This is a genomic window from Bacillus sp. FSL M7-1020, assembly GCF_038050415.1.
GTDB lineage: Bacteria > Bacillota > Bacilli > Bacillales > Bacillaceae_G > Bacillus_A > Bacillus_A toyonensis.
The window spans coordinates 2,616,278-2,631,717 of record NZ_JBBOTW010000001.1 but is presented as its reverse complement, the minus strand read 5'-3'; the positions used below and the strand labels follow the sequence as shown (position 1 = coordinate 2,631,717).

Below are 15,440 nucleotides of genomic sequence, written 5' to 3'. Positions count from 1 at the left end.
AGGAATTAAATAGAAAAGTTGGTGAGCTATAGTGAAGAGTGTATTGAAAAATCGTTCATTCTTTTTTATGTGGATTGGTAGCGCAATTTCGGAATTAGGCGGAGCTTTCGGGACGTTGTGTAATTCAATTCTTGTTTATGAGTTAACGGGATCAAAAACAGCATTAAGTAGTATGTGGTTATTATATTTTATCCCATCTCTCATACTGCAACTAATAAGCGGACCATTTATTGATAAATGGAGCCGAAAGTGGATTATGATTTTTTCGCAATGGATGCGGGCATCTGTTTTCTTACTACCTTTAGTCATGGTAGTTACTAGTAATATAGAAGTTTGGCACGTGTATGTCGTTCAAATTATAGTTGGGCTCATTACACCGCTTTATACACCTGCAAGTCAAGCAATTACACCGAGCATTGTAAGTAAAGAACAACTTCAAGATGCAAATGCGTATATTGATGGAATGACTCGTCTTATGATGTTTCTTGCGCCACTATTAGGTGGTATCGTTATTACATTCATTGGAATCAAATTAACAATGTTGTTCGTTTGTGTTTGTCTATTCATTAGTGGGGGATTGTTACTTTTCATAAAAGAAAAAAGAGTAAAACAAGAATTGAGAAAAACGTGGCTAGAACAGTTTCTTCACGGTTTTACATACTTTTTCACAAAACCAATCATCGTTTGGCTCGGTGTATTTCTTACTTTCGTACAGTTTGGAGTAGGGGTAACGATGGTTACAAATCTTCCTTATATAAAAGACGAGTTGTCCGCAGGATATGCGGAGTTTGGTTATTTTATGGCTGGTTTCCCGCTTGGCTATGTAGTTGGATCTATACTAGTCGGAAAAGTAACATATAAAAGCCGGCGTATACTTATGCTTGGTGGATTGTTTATAGGAGGGCTCACATACATTTCTCTAGGGTTCAATCATAGTATAATAATTGCGGTAATAACTGAAGTGATTGCAGGTGTTTGCATCGCATTTTTCAATGTTCATAACACAACAATATGCCAACAAACTGTCCCGAACAATATGATAGGAAAAGTATTTTCAGTTCGACTATTTTTCATACGATCCGCTATGCCGTTAGGTGTGTTAGTAGGAGGCATACTAAGTGAAATGTGGGGAGTTAGAGCACTATACTTTATCATCGGTGCGATTATATGTGTCACTTCTTTAATAGGAATATTACTCCCATATTTTAAATTTTTAGATGAGGCAGTTGAAGAGAAAACAGCATAATTCAAAAGATTTAAAACTTTATAATTGAAAATAATTATCATAATCAACTATAATAGAAGAATACTAGTATTCGAATTACAAAGAGGGAGTGGGATATATGTTTATCGAAACGAAAACATTTACTGTAAAAGAAGGTACATCAAATATAGTTGTAGAACGTTTCACTGGAGAAGGTATAATTGAAAAATTTGAAGGCTTCATTGACTTAAGTGTTCTTGTGAAAAAAGTAAGACGCGGCGATGAAGAAGTTGTCGTTATGATTCGCTGGGAATCTGAAGAGGCATGGAAAAACTGGGAAACGAGTGAAGAACATTTAGCTGGACATAGAGCGGGCCGTGGTAAACCAAAACCAGATCATATCATTAACGTTGAACACGGTGTTTATTATGTGAAATCATCGAAAGCGGCTTATCAGCAGTCGTAAAATATAAGCAGAGGATACATGTTGTAGAAATTAACATGTATCCTCTTTTTTAGTACTGGAGGGATGTAAGTGGTAGAAAACCTTTCATTTATTACATATGAAAAACATAAAGAAATAGTGGAAATAATTTTAAACGAATGTTTATCTATAGAAAAAGTAACCGGATTTATGCTCATCGGTTCTGTCGCAAGAGGTGATGCATATCCTGATTCGGATTTAGACTTATATATTCTTTTAGAAGACGGACAAAAGAAGCGATTTTATTCTGAAATGAGAGAAGATATTTTAGTTGAATATAAGTATGCTGATTTTAATCAAATACAAGTAAACTTTAAAAATAATCAGATGGAACTATATTCATTTTTAGAAGGGAAAATTTTGTTTGATAAAAGCGGTGAATTGAAAGAATTAAAGGCAATAGCAAAACAAAAATTTGAAAACTATCGAGTTGCTAGTGATAAAGTAAAGGGCATTTCTCATTGGTTACATAGTTCGCTAATTAAAATTAAGACTGCTCTGAAAGCAAAAGATGAGTTAAAAGCATCATATATAGTTCAAACATCAACTTGGACATTGTTAGAGGGAATATGGGCTATTAATAACAAGCCAGTATCTTCAGCTGGATCTGTTTTGAAGTATATTGAAACATTATCCAAAGTACCAACTCACTTTGAAGATTTTATAAATAAACTGTTTTTAGGTGACACGACAGAGCGAATCTCTTCAGCAGTTTTCTTGATTGAGTGGATTTTAATTCATTTGGAGAATAAACAATAGAATACGATTGTTAAATTTTATTGGTAAATAGATATTCCGTTTCGAATCGTTCGTATAATTTCATTCACTGTATCTTAAAAGTTGCATTGAAAAAACGTTCTAGACGATAGAAAAAAGTATTAAACTATTAAAAAATGAACACTTGAATACACCCTTAAACATTCGGGTGTTATTAATATGGGTCAATATACTTCTGTATAGCCCCTGTTTAAAAGGAGATGTGTGAATGAAGTTGAATCATTTGAATTTATGTGTTGATGATTTATTAGAAGCGAGACATTTCTTTGAAACTTTTTTTGATTTTCAATTTTTGGAGCAAAAAGGAAAGGCACTTGTAGTGATGAGCGATGAGAGTGGATTTATACTTGTATTAAGTGATCCAAAAGCATTCAAGGGGAATAAGGACGTTACGTATCCAGAAGCTTTTCATATTGGTTTTTTAGTGGAAACTACAAATGAAGTTGATAAATCATATAATCGTTTAGTAGCTGGGGGCATTGAAATAGACAAGGCACCTTATGTGATGAGAGGTAGTAGTTATGGTTTTTATTTTACAATGTTTAATGGATTGTTAATTGAAGTATCGTGCCTTGACTATAAAGATGGTAAGAAAGTTCGATAGCAATAAGAGAAATTGTTTTGAAGATGTGAATATAGCCCCTTATCCAGTTTGGAAAGGGGCTTGAGCATTTTATTTGTATGATAAGTGAACATCAAAATGTTTATAAACTAGAGGGTATTCCTCTTAAACTAAATATTATAGATTTGAAATAAAGTTTCATAACAAAGTCTATTTTGCAAAGGAATTGCTTATGCATAAAATAGCAATAATGTTTCTTAATGCAAAAAATCTAGAGAATCAAGCAGGTTTCCCATATGGTACAGTACAAAACTATTATAAGTAGTACAGTGATATAAATAGGAGGTTACTACTATGACATCTGTATTTAAAGATATGGCGTTCCATCTAAGAACGGAACGACTCGACCTGAATATGTGGGAGGAATCGGATGCAGTCTGGCTTAGAGAACTAATTGGTGAACGTGGAGTGGAAATGCCAACCGTTGAATCTGTTCGTAACGATCTTATTGAGAAGCGCAAGAAAGCAACCGAAAATGGCATATCCCTTCTCACGATTCGTAGACGAGACGAAGGCGATTTCATCGGATACTGTGGCTTAATTATCGGTCGTTCCACGCTTGAAGAGCCGGAGATTGCATATGAGTTGTTCCGCAGTGCTCATCGCATGGGTTATGCGACAGAGGCGGCATCAGCAGTACTGGAGGCTGCGATTGCTACGGGTCGCAAAAGACTTTGGTCAACTGTAGGTGCTTGGAATACGGCGTCCTTCCGGGTATTAGAAAAGATAGGATTTAAGCGGCATCGCAGTACGTTTGGTGAACGAGGTGAGATTGTTTGGAACGTACGCGATCTGTAGAAATCGGATTAGATTCGGAACAATTAAAAATGTAAAAGAAAGCCCATATGTTAGATATGGGCTTTTCCTTATAGTAAATATTGATTTTGTATATATTTAAGTGTAATAGTCTATCTATTATCTTAGTTTTTTACATCATCATATAATTCCAGCGCCTCTTTCACATTCAATCCGTTCTTCACAATACCATGTATTGCTTGAATCATTGCAGCTGGATGTTCAGATTGCCATATGTTTCGGCCCATATCTACGCCAATTGCACCTTCTTGCAGTGCATTGTACGTAATGTTTAATGCGTCTTCGATTGAATCTAGTTTCGGTCCACCGGCGATGACGACTGGGGCAGGGCATGTGCTCGTTATTTTTTCGAATCCTTCGCAGTAGTACGTTTTAATAATGTCAGCACCCATTTCAACACATACGCGGGAAGCGAGTGCGAGGAAGCGTGCCTCTCGTTTTTGTAGTTCTTTTGCGACCGCGGTAATGCCGAGAACTGGTAATCCGTAATCATGAGCTTCTGAAACTACGTTTGCGAGATTTGAAACCGTTTGTGTTTCATAGTCTGATCCAACAAAGACAGAAACGCCGACGCCAATTGCGTTTTGTTTTACTGCTTCTTTCACAGGTGTAACAATAGTTTCGTTCGCTAAATCTTTACCGACGACAGTAGCTCCGCCAGATACACGTATAACCATCGGTGTGCTGCAGTTTTCAGGAATACAAGAGCTAAGTACACCTCGCGTTAAAAAAAGGGAATCTGTATAAGGAAGTAAGTTTTTAACTGTTTCTAATGGTTGTTCTAGTCCGTGAATCGGTCCTAAAAAATAGCCATGGTCGATCGCTAACATAACCGCTCTTCCATCAGGTAAAATTGTATTTAATCGATTTTTAAATCCCCAAGTCATTCGAAATCACTCCTTCGTTAATGTTGGATTTTCCGTTTGTACAGTATCTTTATTTGGTAAATGTGGTGACTTTATAAAAACAGCTTTAAAAGGTTTGTCAGAATGGTTAATAAGATAATGAGATTCATGAGGACGAACTTGTAAGACATCACCTTGTTTAATTGGAACTCTTTCATTATTTACATAGAAGTCTATTTCTCCTTCTAATGCATAAAAGACTTCCTCGCATGTTGTATGGTAATGATTTTGAAACTCTTGCCCAGGCTGAATGACAACAAGCCCAAGATCAATATTTGGACCTTGTATTAAATATTTCGGCCCGTTATCACCGAAGCGATAGGAGAAATCATTTTCATTCGCTTTTCGCATACATTTCACTCCTTTATGTAATGTGTTACAGTGCACCTGGTGCGATCCACATATGTGATGTAAGTCCTATATCAGCTAAAGTGAGCTGACTGTCATACACAGTTTTCCAAGTTTCATAGAACGCCTTATACAGTTCGTGATTTTCAGTAACTGGTTCGAATGTATTTTCCCACTGTACAAACTGTTCGGCAGTCTCTCCTATAGATGAATATATGCCAACACCAACACCAGCAGCAATCGCAGTTCCTAAAGCAGCTGCTTCTTTCACAACAGGTACTTTAACAGGAATTCCGAGTACGTCTGAAAGAATTTGTGGCCAAAGTTTTCCTTTAGCGGCGCCACCAGCAAAAATAACTTCAGAAGGGAACGTACCAGTTAGATTTTCTATTAATTTTAAGTTACCAAGTGTAACGAAGGCGGCATTTTCTTCGATAGCGCGGAACATTTCTTTTTTTCCACATTTGTCAGCATCTAAGCTTAAATTTAAAAAAGAAGGTGCGGCATGACGCCAAGAAATGTAGTTCATGACGTTTGAAAAAGTAGGGATAATGCCATGTGAACCGACCGGTACGTCTTTCGCTTGTTCTTCTAACAATTCATAAGCATCTACACCGAGTTTTTCTGCAAGTTTCTTTTCTTCTTGGCAAAAGGCATCTCGAAACCAGCGCATAACGAGACCTGGGAAAAAGGCAATCGTTTCATATTGCCATAGGTTTGGAACGACGTGGCAATTTACGCGAATCGCAGCATGCGGATCTGTTATTGGTTTAGTAATATTCACTTCTTGTTGCCAAAAGCTGCCCCCGCATATTAATGTTTGATTAGGCTTCACGACTCCAGTTCCGAGTGATGCCATTTGAGCATCTCCGCCCCCGGCGATTACAGGAATTCCTTCGCGTAAACCAGTTAATGCTGCACACTCTTTTGTAACATTACCAATCACGGTGCCAGCTTCATTTACTTTTGGTGAAAACGGTAAAGTTATCCCGCACTCTTTAGCGACATCGTTATCCCAAGTTCTATTGTGTAAATCAAAAATTCCGGACGTACAACCGTTTGAAGGGTCGATTTGCAGTACGCCGCTTAATTTATATAAAATCCAATCATTTAACATCGTAAAAGAATGAATATTGCTATAGACTTCAGGTTCATGTTTTTTAATCCAAAGTAGGCGAGGTAAAGCCCCTAATGAAAAAGTTTGCCCAGATCTTGTATATAAATCTTCTTCAAGATGTGACCGAATTTCTTTTAGTTCACTAACTTCAGCGGATGCGCGCCCATCAACATTTGCACAAGCCCATATTTCTTGCCCATCTTTATCATATAAAACAAAACCTTCTCGCATACTAGTAGCGCTAATAGCTTGAATAGAAGAAGGAGAGACATTACTTTTTTGTAGAACTTCTTTCGTGCACTGTTGTACTAGCTCCCAGTTTTCAATTACATCAAAATTCATAGAGCCTGGGTAAAGAGGGTCGGTTTTATGAACCCATTCTTTTTGACTGACCGCAATTTGATTACCGAGTAAATCAAAAAGTACAGCTCGAATACTTCCCGTACCAGCATCAAAAGCTAATAAAGTAGACATTAACAATCACCATCCTTTCGTAATAAGGAGAGGGCTGTTTCCTCATCTGTAATTAATGTATGAATGAACTTTCCTTTTAAGGCACCATAAATTGCATCTATCTTTTCTGTACCTCCAGCAACACCAATGACATGTTTCATATTGCGAAGAATAGAGAGCGGCGTGCCAATAAGACGATTGTGATGCGGAAGCTCCAATAAATCGCCATTCGTATTATAAAACTGTCCTAAAATATCGCCAGTACCGTTTTGGCTACGAATATATGTCATTTCACGTAGTGTTAATTTTTCTTCTCTCACAATGGTAGCATCTTGAGATAACCCTCCAATACCGACAACTGCCGTTTGTGCAAGTGAAGCGACATGAAGCATATCTTTCACACTCGGTTCTGATAAAATACTTTTTGCCATTTCAGTAGTAGATGCAAGAAAAGGAGTGGGGATAATATGAAGATCACCTTGCATGTAATGTAAATAATTTTGTTTTCTTGGGAGATAGTGGTTGACTCCGCCTGTTAGCGTTACGATTGAAAGATTAATAGAACTTTCAAAATGAATGTTTTCTAGCATTTTGCTAATCGTTTCTCCCCAGCCAATACCGAGTAAATCGCCTTGCTGGAGCTGAGTCTCTAAATATTGTGCAGCAGCTTTTCCGAGAGAAGTGGCATAATTGTCTATTGGAGTAGGGATAATGAAAGCATCTTTTAGGTTGAATTTTTTCATTAGGTCACGCTCAATGCTCAAACAGTGTAAACCAGTCCCTTTTACGTGAAAAGTAACGATTCCTTCACTGCGCGCCTTATCTAATAACCGAACCACTTTATTTCTTGAAATGTGAAGAAGTGAAGCGATTTCTTGTTGTGTTAATTGATCTTTATAATAGTACCAAGCGACTTTTGTTAACAAATTTTCTTCAAAGTTCAGCTGTGGCATACTCTTCATCCCTTTCAACAATTGACCAATGCTTAAACATATGTGCCACATATGTTGTTTATTCCAGTTGAAACGATGAAACGTCTGGTGAAAAAAGTGTTCTAGATATGAAAAAAGGAATATACAATGCTACAAAACAAGTAGAACAAATAATCATTTTCTCAAAAAATGTTCTGCATAAAGTGAAACTGTAATTAGTGGGGGTTTTATTCATTCCACTGATTTTCAGCCCGCACCAATCGGGCATGAACGGGTAGTAAATAGCGGGATAAAGGCAGGTGACATCATGTGGAGAACATACCCTTATTACAAGTAAAGAAAATGAGTAAGGCGTTTTCAAATCAACTTGTGCTAAAAGAAGTGAACTTACAAGTAGAGCGTGGAGATATATACGCTTTAGTTGGGGGAAATGGTGCTGGAAAATCAACATTAATGAAAATATTAACGGGGTTATATTCGTATGATAGTGGAGAAATGTATGTAAAAGGAAAGAGGCAACAATTTTCAAATCCGTCAGAAGCACATCGAGAACGTATGTATTTAATACCACAAGAACCACTCATTTTTCCGCATATGACTATTGAAGAAAATATATGTATTGGGCTAAACAGAAAGAAAAAGGAACTGAAAGTAAAGATTCAGCAATTAATGGACAGTTTAGGTTGGGATATTGCCCTTTATGAGCTAGGAGCATCGTTATCCATTGCGCAGCAACAATTAGTAGAAATCGTTAGGGGATTAATACGAGAAGCCGAGATTCTTATTTTAGATGAGCCAACATCGACATTAACAACTCACGAAATGAAGAGTCTTTTTGTGTTGATGAAAAGTTTACAAGAAAAAGGAATTGGGATGATATACATTACGCATCGTTTTCCAGAAATCTTTGAAATTGCTAATAAAGTAGCGATATTACGTGATGGAATGATTATAAGCCAAGGGGATGTATGTGACTATACTTATGACATGCTGATGGAGGGACTATTGCCAAAAGGATATAAACAGGAAGAAAAAAGAGAAGTAGTTCAAGAGATAGAAAGGACGAAAAAAATATTAGAAGTAACGAATGTAACTGGCCACGCATTTTCAAATATATCATTCGCTGTACACGCTGGAGAAATTGTAGGTATTGCTGGCATCGTTGGATCAGGTAGAACTGAATTAGCAGAAGCGATATTTGGATTGAAATCTATAAAAACAGGGTCTATTTTATTAGAAGGAAAATCTATTGATACATTTTCTTTGCATAAAAGGCTAGGCGAAGGAATCGTTTATGTGCCAGAGGATAGGGCGAGGAATGGGATTTTCTCAATCGCATCTGTTACAGAAAATATTACAGCAGCATGTTTACAGCAAAATAATCGTTTTTTTATTAGTCGAGAAAAAGAAAGCGCTTTAGTGAAGTCGTATATAGACCAGTTTCGAATTGTTGTGCCAAACATGAATGAAGAACTGGCATCTTTATCAGGAGGTAATCAGCAAAAAGTCGTGCTTGCGAAATATTTAGCATGTAACCCAAAAATTATTATTCTCGATGAACCGACGCGCGGAATTGATGCAAAAGCAAGACTTGAAGTGTATGGGGCGATAGAAAAAATGAAAGGGGAAGGACTCGCCATATTAATGATCTCTTCAGATATTGAGGAAATTGTCCAATTTTCTAACCGTGTATATGTAATGCGAAATGGTCAATTTGTTTCTCATTTAGAGAAAGAACAAATGAGTGTAGGTGAAGTTACACGTCTTGCATACGGGGGTGTAACGGAATGAAACGCATGTATAAAATGCACGAAACGTCTATCATACTGTTACTACTTATGTATATAGCCATTGTCGGAATGATAAATCCTAGTTTTGTTCAGTTTAACTCGTTATCTTTAATGATGAAATCAAGCGTTATTTTAGTCGTTCTAGCAATTGGCCAATCTTTCGTCTTATTTACGAAAAATATAGACGTATCAGTTGGCTCGATTATGGGATTAAGCGCAGCGGTTTGCGGAATGTTGTTAACGAACGGGTATAGTGCATTCTTTTCAATTGTTGCTACTATGATACTTGGCACTATTATCGGTTTCTTAAACGGGATTGGCGTTGCGAAGTTTCGGGTACCAGCCATTATTATGACATTAGGCATGCTAGGAATTATTAGAGGTGCAATGTTAATCTTCACAGGCGGGAAGTGGATTGAAGATATTCCAAACGATTTTAAGCAGCTGTCATCTATCGTCATACTTGATCTACCGATAACTGTATGGATTGTTCTTATTATTTTACTACTACTCTATTTCTTTTTAATGAAAGTGCCGTACGGAAGATACTTTTATGCGGTAGGTGATAATGAAAATGGTGCAAGACTCATTGGGATACCTGTTAATAAAGTGAAGATAAATGCGTTTATTATATCGAGCTTAAGTGCGGCACTTGCTGGTTGCATTTTTGTTATGAATATCGGGTTCGTTCCAAATCAAACAGGTACAGGAATAGAACTACAGGTTATCGCAGCTGCTGTGCTAGGAGGAATTCATTTAAAAGGGGGAACAGGTTCTATATTTGGGGCCGCATTAGGTGCATTATTTTTAGAAGCAATAAGCAGTTCACTCGTCTTTTTAAAAATACCAGCATTTTGGAATAATGCTATTTCAGGATTTTTACTATTACTTATTATTATATTAGATAGTGTAATGAAAAAGTGGAGAGCAGAAAGGAGGATGAATATATGAAGCATGTTTACAGATGGGAAGGTGTTCTAATCGTATTCCTTCTTATAGAATTCATTCTCTTTAGTTTTCTAAATAGTGATTTCTTCAACGTTAGTAATCTCCTTTTTAGTACAAATGATTTCCTATTTATCGCAATCGCGGCGATACCAATGACTTTCGTTATTGTAACAGGAGGAATTGATGTATCGGTCGGCTCAATAATGGGGCTCACTTCGATTTTGATTGGTGTACTTTGGATGAGCGGAATACCTATTTTGTTTGCTGTCATAATCGCCCTAATAATAAGTTGCTTAGCAGGCGCTTTAAACGGAATCATTATAAAAATGACAGGTGTAGAACCACTTGTCGTTACACTCGGAACGATGTTTTTATACGGAGGAATTGCACTCGTCATTTCAGGAGGTGCGGGCGCTTCTGGATACGAAGGAATAAGTGGTTTACCTGATGCGTATGTGCAACTGGCAAATGGTAGTTTAGTAGGAATACCTAATCTATTATGGATCCTAATCGTATTAACTGTTTTATGCACTGTATTGTTTCATCGTACCATATATGGGCGCCACGTAAAATTAACAGGCGCAAACGAAAATGCAGCGAAATACACCGGAATCAAAACGGAGAAAGTAGTCATCATCGCTTATATAATTTCTGGGTTAGGAGGTGGATTAGGGGGAGCTTTCTTAACTGCATATTTTGGTTCCGCACGTGCTGATATGGGAAGTGAAACAATTTTACCGATCATTACAGCAGTCGTATTAGGCGGGACACTTATTACAGGGGGAAAAGGAAGTATTATCGGTACTGTACTAGCGAGTGTATTTATAGGACTAATGCAGTATGGCTTGCAAATGACAGGCTTAACTAATGAACAATCCAATGTAGTGATTGGTATTATCCTTATTCTTTCAGTTATTATGAGACATTTCAAAGTACATCCATTCTTAGCGGGAAAAAGAAGAAATTTGCATAAGGGGGAAATGTCATGAAGAGAAAACTGGGGATTGTTATTATTGTATGTATTTGTTTAATCGGTTTAATTGCTTGCTCTAGTCAAACAGCAGATAAGAAAAAGGCTGATGATGTAAAATTTGCATTCATCCCGAAATTAACTGGAGTTGGTTTCTTCACATCAGGTGGTGAAGGCGCGAAAGAGATGGGGGATAAGCTAGGTGTACAAGTAAAATATGATGGACCGTCTGAAGCGAGTGTATCAGGACAAGTAAAATATATAAACAATTTTATTAACCAAAACTATGATGCACTAATGGTTTCTTCTACGTCGGTGGACGGCCTATCACAATCACTGCAACGTGCTAAGAAAAAAGGGATGACAGTGTTAACGTGGGATTCTGATGTGAATCCGAAAGATCGTTCTTTTTATATAAGTCAAGGAACACCAGATCAACTTGCTAATGTATTGATTGAAATGACTTCAAAGCAAATTGGAGATAAAGGAAAAGTAGCATTCTTTTATTCAAGTCCAACTGTAACGGATCAAAACCAATGGGTAACGAAGGCGAAAGAAATAATTAAAAAGAAATATCCGAACTGGGAAATTGTAACGACTCAGTATGGTGAAAATAATGCGCAAAAGTCTTTGTCAGTAGGGGAGAACATATTAAAAACGTATCCTGATATAAACGCAGTCATTTGTCCAGATGCAACAGCACTTCCAGCAATGGCACAAGCAGCAGAAAATTTAAAAATGGATAAAAAAGTAGTTGTAACTGGATTTTCTACGCCGAACGTTATGCGTGATTATGTAAAACGAGGAACAGTACAACAATTTGGATTATGGGATGTAAAACAGCAAGGGGCTCTCGCAACATATGTAGCAAATGAAATTGTTGTAAAAGGGAAGAAGTTAAAAGTAGGGGATAGCTTCGAAGTAAAAGGTATCGGAAAAGTGAAAGTAGAGCCTAACTCCATACAAGGATATGACTATGAGGCAGAAGGAAACGGAATTATCGTATTACCAGAGCGAGTTGTCTTTACGAAAGATAATATTGATAAGTATAATTTTTAATGAAGAAAAAACGTCCGAATATATCGGACGTTTTTATTATGTCATTTTGTGAATGTATTCATTAATTATGAACAGTTTCTTTTTCGTTTAATCCAAGTGTACGTCCAGTTGAAGTGTGTAAATCTTGGAATAGTCTTGGATTTTCAGTAAGAGAAATGCCATAAGAAGGAATCATTTCTTTTATTTTTTCTTCCCATCCTAATATACGATCAGGGAAACATTTTTCTAATACTTCAAGCATGACGTGAACGGCAGTAGAAGCACCTGGTGAAGCACCTAGTAATGCAGCGATTGATCCGTCAGCTGCACTTACAACTTCTGTGCCGAATTGAAGTGTACCTTTACCGCCAGCATCAGTATCTTTAATTACTTGTACACGTTGCCCAGCAACTACAATATCCCAATCTTCACTTTTCGCGTTCGGAATGAATTCGCGTAATTCTTCCATACGTTTTTCATGTGATAACATAACTTGCTGAATTAAGTATTTTGTAAGTCCCATTTCTTTTACACCAGCAGCTAACATCGTTAAGACGTTATTCGGTTTAACAGAACCGATTAAGTCAAGATTTGAACCAGTTTTTAAGAATTTAGGTGAGAACCCTGCGAACGGTCCGAACAGTAAAGCTTTTTTATTATCTATATATCTCGTATCCAGATGAGGTACAGACATTGGCGGAGCACCAACTTTAGCTTTACCGTATACTTTTGCATGATGTTGCTCAATGACTTTTTGATTTTTACATACCATAAATAGTCCACTTACTGGGAATCCACCGATATGTTTTGATTCAGGAATACCTGTCTTTTGTAGTAGAGGTAGGCTACCGCCACCGCCACCGATAAAGACAAATTTTGCAGTATGATGCTCAATTTTACCACTATTCATATCGTGTACTTTTACTTCCCACAAACCATTTTTCGTGCGTTTAATATTTTCGACACTATGTTTGTAGTTTAGCTCGACATTTTTCGTTTGTAAGTAATCAAACAACATACGTGTTAATGCACCGAAGTTAACATCTGTTCCAGAGTCAATCTTCGTTGCAGCCATCGGTTCATTAGATGTACGACCTTCCATAATGAGAGGAAGCCATTTTTTTAATGTTTCAGGAGCATCAGAAAACTCCATTCCTTGAAACAGTGGATTTTTTGAAAGCGCTTCAAAACGATTTTTTAGAAACTCTACATTTTTTTCCCCTTCTACTAAACTCATATGAGGAAGTGGCATAATAAAATCTTGTGGATTACGAATTAATTTGCTTTTTACAAGATATGCCCAAAATTGTCTTGAAAGCTGGAATTGCTCATTCACTTTTACAGCCTTACTAATATCTATAGATCCGTCAGATTTTTCGGAAGTATAGTTCAGTTCGCATAGCGCAGAATGCCCTGTACCTGCATTATTCCATTCGTTAGAGCTTTCTTCCCCGGCACTTGCGAGTTTTTCAAAAACTTTAATTTCCCATTCAGGTGCTAATTCTTTTAGTAATGAGCCTAACGTTGCACTCATAATTCCTGCACCAATTAAGATAACGTCTGTTTTTTGCTGCATGTTGCTCATGATAATCTCTCCATCCCCTATATTGGCAAAAAAGAGTAGGTGTTTTCTATGTCTAAGCCGTAAAAGAGAAACACCGCCTAGGCCCCACCTAGGTGTATACCTTTTTTGTCTCAATTATATAACCATCTCATACTCTATTATAATAATTAATAGACTAAAATATCTAGTGTTATCTGATAATTTTAAACTATTTAACGTTTTATTTGCCAAAATTCTTATTTAACAAGCACTTTTCAGTTAATGAATAGAAAAAAATTACAGTTTGAAATTATCTCGAAAAAGCTTACGTATCCTTAAGTGACTAAATCGAGTACCTTTTTATGGGGTTTTTCTCTCGGTAATGGTAAGATTATTCTGAAAAAAAGGAGGGACTTTAATGCGTACAAAAGAGCAAATTTCAAACTTATTTCGAAACTTTTCAATAAAGGAATGTAAAGGGTCAAGTGATTTATATGAATATTTATCAATGAAAATTGCTGAAGATGAGGAAGTACTTACACTATCGTCCTATGCTCAGGTAGGTCAACCAGTCCCAAACTTATTATTAGGTGCAGTACATTATTTATTGCTTGCAGGGAAAGAACATCATTTAAAAACGTATTATAGTAGTTTAGTTGAAAATGCCGAAACAAATTTAGATAAAGCTTTTGATTATTTTAAAGGTTTCTGTAAAGAATACCGAGAAGAAATCATTACTTTGTTACAAACAAAACTCGTTCAAACAAATGAAGTAAGGAGGTGTGCATACTTATACCCAAGTTTCTGTTACATATTTAACAAAGTGAATAAACCAGTAGCATTAATTGAAATTGGGACAAGCTCTGGATTACAATTGTTCTGGGACCAATACCGTTATTCGTACGGAACGGATGAAATGTACGGAAATGTAAATTCAAATGTGCATGTAACTTCTGAAATAAGAGGGGAGAATGTGCCGCGTTTTCTAAAACAAAGTCCGCCTGTCGTAGAAAGAATCGGGCTTGATTTACATGTGAATGATTTACATAATGAGGAAAATTATTTATGGCTACGTGCACTCATTTGGCCAGAACATAAAGAAAGGCTTGAAATGTTTGACCAAGCAGCGACGCTTGTAAAAGAAAAATCAGTGCAATTAATTGAAGGGGACGGTGTAGCGCTTCTTCCGGCCATTGTAAATCAAATAAGGGAAGATGCTGTTATTTGTATTTTCCATACACATGTGGCAAACCAAATACCTGAAAATGTAAAACATACGCTAGAAAAACAAATGAAAGAAATTGGTGCAAAACGTGATGTATTCCACCTATATAACAACATGTGGGATCGTGATCTTCATATTGATTATTATATTAACGGAAACGAATATCGTGAAACTGTTGGGGAAACGGAAGGGCATGGGAGATGGTTTAGTTGGAAGCTTGGGGATGAGTCGCTTTGTTAATGTAATTCTATAGGAAGGGGACCTTTTG

The 15,440-nt window shown here is 36.7% G+C and carries 15 protein-coding genes; 10 read left to right on the top strand and 5 right to left on the bottom strand.

The window, feature by feature from the left end; translation table 11 throughout:
• Positions 1 to 31 precede the first annotated feature (31 nt).
• The 5 genes from MHB70_RS13435 (at position 32) to MHB70_RS13415 (ending at position 3,885) form a co-directional block, all read left to right on the top strand.
• Complete coding sequence (locus MHB70_RS13435; RefSeq protein WP_061529520.1) at positions 32 to 1,246, top strand: MFS transporter; 1,215 nt, start codon at positions 32 to 34, stop codon at positions 1,244 to 1,246.
• A gap of 97 nt (positions 1,247 to 1,343) precedes the next feature.
• Positions 1,344 to 1,670 carry a heme-degrading monooxygenase HmoA gene (hmoA, locus tag MHB70_RS13430; RefSeq protein WP_000469501.1) on the top strand — a complete coding sequence of 109 codons (327 nt, stop codon included), beginning with the start codon at positions 1,344 to 1,346 and terminating at the stop codon, positions 1,668 to 1,670.
• Between the two features lie 69 nt (positions 1,671 to 1,739).
• Complete coding sequence (locus MHB70_RS13425; RefSeq protein WP_061529521.1) at positions 1,740 to 2,447, top strand: nucleotidyltransferase family protein; 708 nt, start codon at positions 1,740 to 1,742, stop codon at positions 2,445 to 2,447.
• A 226-nt stretch (positions 2,448 to 2,673) separates the two neighbouring features.
• Positions 2,674 to 3,069: a VOC family protein gene (locus tag MHB70_RS13420; RefSeq protein ID WP_000773071.1), complete on the top strand. Its 396-nt coding sequence runs from the start codon at positions 2,674 to 2,676 to the stop codon at positions 3,067 to 3,069.
• A 312-nt stretch (positions 3,070 to 3,381) separates the two neighbouring features.
• Entirely contained in the window at positions 3,382 to 3,885 is a 504-nt protein-coding gene (locus MHB70_RS13415) for a GNAT family N-acetyltransferase (RefSeq protein WP_016514003.1), read from the top strand.
• Between the two features lie 122 nt (positions 3,886 to 4,007).
• Here MHB70_RS13415 and lsrF read toward each other — a convergent pair whose 3' ends face one another.
• The 4 genes from lsrF to MHB70_RS13395 are packed head-to-tail and all read right to left on the bottom strand — an operon-like array spanning position 4,008 to position 7,697.
• A complete protein-coding gene (gene lsrF, locus MHB70_RS13410; RefSeq protein ID WP_000219766.1) occupies positions 4,008 to 4,790 on the bottom strand; it encodes a 3-hydroxy-5-phosphonooxypentane-2,4-dione thiolase in 783 nt (260 codons plus the stop codon).
• 6 nt (positions 4,791 to 4,796) lie between these two features.
• Positions 4,797 to 5,159, bottom strand: coding sequence for a cupin domain-containing protein (locus MHB70_RS13405; protein ID WP_001224016.1), 363 nt, complete (start codon positions 5,157 to 5,159; stop codon positions 4,797 to 4,799).
• Between the two features lie 25 nt (positions 5,160 to 5,184).
• Positions 5,185 to 6,747: an autoinducer-2 kinase gene (gene lsrK, locus MHB70_RS13400; protein WP_000105708.1), complete on the bottom strand. Its 1,563-nt coding sequence runs from the start codon at positions 6,745 to 6,747 to the stop codon at positions 5,185 to 5,187.
• Positions 6,747 to 7,697, bottom strand: a complete 951-nt coding sequence (locus MHB70_RS13395; RefSeq protein ID WP_002048403.1) for a sugar-binding transcriptional regulator — start codon at positions 7,695 to 7,697, stop codon at positions 6,747 to 6,749. Before MHB70_RS13395 ends, lsrK begins: the two co-directional genes overlap by 1 nt.
• Before the next feature lie 270 nt (positions 7,698 to 7,967).
• On the opposite strand from MHB70_RS13395, the gene MHB70_RS13390 reads away from it, so the two are divergent.
• The 4 genes from MHB70_RS13390 to lsrB are packed head-to-tail and all read left to right on the top strand — an operon-like array spanning position 7,968 to position 12,425.
• Positions 7,968 to 9,449, top strand: coding sequence for a sugar ABC transporter ATP-binding protein (locus tag MHB70_RS13390; protein WP_000427975.1), 1,482 nt, complete (start codon positions 7,968 to 7,970; stop codon positions 9,447 to 9,449).
• On the top strand, positions 9,446 to 10,399 hold the full coding sequence (locus tag MHB70_RS13385; RefSeq protein WP_061529522.1) for an ABC transporter permease subunit: 954 nt from the start codon (positions 9,446 to 9,448) through the stop codon (positions 10,397 to 10,399). The genes MHB70_RS13390 and MHB70_RS13385 overlap by 4 nt, the downstream gene beginning before the upstream one ends.
• The gene (locus tag MHB70_RS13380; RefSeq protein ID WP_000683486.1) at positions 10,396 to 11,385 is read left to right on the top strand and encodes an ABC transporter permease; all 990 of its coding nucleotides are present in this window, start codon (positions 10,396 to 10,398) and stop codon (positions 11,383 to 11,385) included. The genes MHB70_RS13385 and MHB70_RS13380 overlap by 4 nt, the downstream gene beginning before the upstream one ends.
• Positions 11,382 to 12,425, top strand: coding sequence for an autoinducer 2 ABC transporter substrate-binding protein LsrB (gene lsrB, locus MHB70_RS13375; RefSeq protein ID WP_000823645.1), 1,044 nt, complete (start codon positions 11,382 to 11,384; stop codon positions 12,423 to 12,425). Before MHB70_RS13380 ends, lsrB begins: the two co-directional genes overlap by 4 nt.
• Before the next feature lie 61 nt (positions 12,426 to 12,486).
• Here the strand turns inward: lsrB and MHB70_RS13370 are convergent, their stop codons facing one another.
• Entirely contained in the window at positions 12,487 to 13,989 is a 1,503-nt protein-coding gene (locus MHB70_RS13370) for a malate:quinone oxidoreductase (RefSeq protein WP_000069153.1), read from the bottom strand.
• A gap of 376 nt (positions 13,990 to 14,365) precedes the next feature.
• Between MHB70_RS13370 and MHB70_RS13365 the strand changes: the two genes are divergently transcribed.
• Entirely contained in the window at positions 14,366 to 15,412 is a 1,047-nt protein-coding gene (locus MHB70_RS13365; RefSeq protein WP_001259294.1) for a DUF2332 domain-containing protein, read from the top strand.
• Positions 15,413 to 15,440 lie beyond the last annotated feature (28 nt).

Excerpts from the sequence above, each read along its gene's own strand:
- lsrK (WP_000105708.1), bottom strand. The coding sequence starts at position 6,747 with ATGTCTACTTTATTAGCTTTTGATGCTGGTACGGGAAGTATTCGAGCT.
- MHB70_RS13380 (WP_000683486.1), top strand. The coding sequence starts at position 10,396 with ATGAAGCATGTTTACAGATGGGAAGGTGTTCTAATCGTATTCCTTCTT.
- MHB70_RS13405 (WP_001224016.1), bottom strand. The coding sequence starts at position 5,159 with ATGCGAAAAGCGAATGAAAATGATTTCTCCTATCGCTTCGGTGATAAC.
- MHB70_RS13420 (WP_000773071.1), top strand. The coding sequence starts at position 2,674 with ATGAAGTTGAATCATTTGAATTTATGTGTTGATGATTTATTAGAAGCG.
- MHB70_RS13415 (WP_016514003.1), top strand. The coding sequence starts at position 3,382 with ATGACATCTGTATTTAAAGATATGGCGTTCCATCTAAGAACGGAACGA.
- MHB70_RS13365 (WP_001259294.1), top strand. The coding sequence starts at position 14,366 with ATGCGTACAAAAGAGCAAATTTCAAACTTATTTCGAAACTTTTCAATA.
- lsrF (WP_000219766.1), bottom strand. The coding sequence starts at position 4,790 with ATGACTTGGGGATTTAAAAATCGATTAAATACAATTTTACCTGATGGA.
- hmoA (WP_000469501.1), top strand. The coding sequence starts at position 1,344 with ATGTTTATCGAAACGAAAACATTTACTGTAAAAGAAGGTACATCAAAT.
- MHB70_RS13370 (WP_000069153.1), bottom strand. The coding sequence starts at position 13,989 with ATGAGCAACATGCAGCAAAAAACAGACGTTATCTTAATTGGTGCAGGA.
- lsrB (WP_000823645.1), top strand. The coding sequence starts at position 11,382 with ATGAAGAGAAAACTGGGGATTGTTATTATTGTATGTATTTGTTTAATC.
- MHB70_RS13385 (WP_061529522.1), top strand. The coding sequence starts at position 9,446 with ATGAAACGCATGTATAAAATGCACGAAACGTCTATCATACTGTTACTA.